At 71.7% G+C, this 1537-nt stretch carries 3 protein-coding genes; 1 reads left to right on the top strand and 2 read right to left on the bottom strand.

Going from position 1 to position 1537, the window contains the following annotated elements; genetic code table 11:
- Positions 1–106: 106 nt before the first annotated feature.
- Both HMPREF1316_RS07970 and HMPREF1316_RS07975 read right to left on the bottom strand, forming a co-directional pair.
- Positions 107–301, bottom strand: a complete 195-nt coding sequence (locus HMPREF1316_RS07970; protein WP_021726472.1) for a hypothetical protein — start codon at positions 299–301, stop codon at positions 107–109.
- Between the two features lies 1 nt (position 302).
- The gene (locus HMPREF1316_RS07975) at positions 303–1067 is read right to left on the bottom strand and encodes an ATP-binding protein (protein ID WP_021726474.1); all 765 of its coding nucleotides are present in this window, start codon (positions 1065–1067) and stop codon (positions 303–305) included.
- On the opposite strand from HMPREF1316_RS07975, the gene HMPREF1316_RS14095 reads away from it, so the two are divergent.
- A partial coding sequence (locus HMPREF1316_RS14095; protein ID WP_198009625.1) for a hypothetical protein occupies positions 997–1537 on the top strand: 541 nt, incomplete at its 3' end. The two genes, HMPREF1316_RS07975 and HMPREF1316_RS14095, sit on opposite strands and share 71 nt — an antisense overlap.

Below are 1537 nucleotides of genomic sequence, written 5' to 3' on the forward strand. Positions count from 1 at the left end.
TGTGTTTAGTCAAGCCCCAGTTTCGGGAATGTGCACGCATTTCTTTCGGGTCCGTGCACGAAACTTTTGCGGGTTTGCGCACGGACCCGCCGACCCTTGCAACCTCCTAGAACGGGACCTCGCGGACGCCGGGGTCCGGCGGCGCAGGGGGCCCGGTCGGCCCCAGCTCCTCCGGGTCCGCGACGCACTCGGGGCAGTCGAAGCCCCTGCAGAGCGTCACGACGTCGTGGTGCTCCAGCACCCAGTCGTCGAGGTCCCAGATGGGGCACGAGGCGCGGCGCGCCCCGGGCTTCCCCCTCACGTCACTCGCCTCCCTTCCCGAGCATCAGCGAGTTCTCCAGCCTGTGGCTGGGCCCGCCGAACTCCACGAGCCTGCCGTGGCGCGCGACCCTGTCGACGATTGCCGCGGCCAGCCTGTCGTCCGCGAGGACCGTGCCCCACCTGGAGAACTCCACGTTGGTGGTGAGCACGATGCTCCGGCACTCGTGGCTGTCGGATATGACCTGGCAGGGCGGCCGCGCGCCGTCCACGTCGAAGGGCACGTGGCCGAACTCGTCCAGGATCACCAGCCGGGCCTTCGCGACGTCCGCGAGAACCCTGTCGAGCGTGCCGTCGCGCTTCGCCTTCCCGAGGGCGAGCACCAGCTGCGCGGTCTGGTGGAGCCGCACGGGGGTGCCGGCGGCCACGGCGGCCATGCCAAGGCCTATCGAGGCATGCGACTTGCCCCTGCCCGTCTTCCCGAAGAACACGAGGTCCTCCGCTGCGTCCACGAACGAGAGGCTGCGCATCTCATCGGCGCCCCAGCCGTCTGGGAACCTGACGTTGGACCAGTCGAAGCCCTCGAGCGTCTTGGGGACGGGGAACCTCGCCTGCCTGAGGAGCCGCTCGCGCTTGGCGCGCTCCCTGTGCGACAGCTCGTCCTCGAGCAGCGACGTGCAGGCGGCGAGCTGGCCCGGGGTGGCCCTGCCGAGGAACGCGCCTATGGAGTCGCAAGATATGAAGAGCGCACGCGCGCACGCGCGGAGGAGGCCCTCGGCCTCCGACCTCTGCCTGCTGCCAGGCTGCATCGCCGGCGCCCCCCTCCACCAGCCCGAACGCGCGGTCGTAGGCCCCGAGGTCGACGTCCTCGCCGTACTCGCGGCGCGCCTCCCCCGAGGCGATGCGCGCCGCGGAGAGGCCGACGGTCGCGGCGTCTATGCCGCCCGTCGCGGACAGGGACTCGGCCATGGCCTCGACGGCGCTGGCGAACCCGTGGGCGCCGGCCTCGTCCCTGAGGATGCGCAGGTCGCGCCCCAGGCCCGGGGCGTCCTCGCCGTCCAGGTGTGCGACGAGCTCGCCGGGCAGGGACATCCTCACGATGCTGTCGCGCCAGCCGGCGGGCCTCATGCACAGCAGCTTGAGCTGCAGCATGGGGTCCGACGAGTCGGCTGGCGCGTCGCCCCACTCCCGCTCGTAGGTGGCGACCACCTCGCCGGTCTCCTGGTCGACCACCGTGACGTCGAAGGCGCCGAGCGCGACGTCGACCCCCCTGCGGGCG

Origin of the sequence: Olsenella profusa F0195 (genome assembly GCF_000468755.1) — a bacterium.
Lineage (GTDB): Bacteria > Actinomycetota > Coriobacteriia > Coriobacteriales > Atopobiaceae > Olsenella_F > Olsenella_F profusa.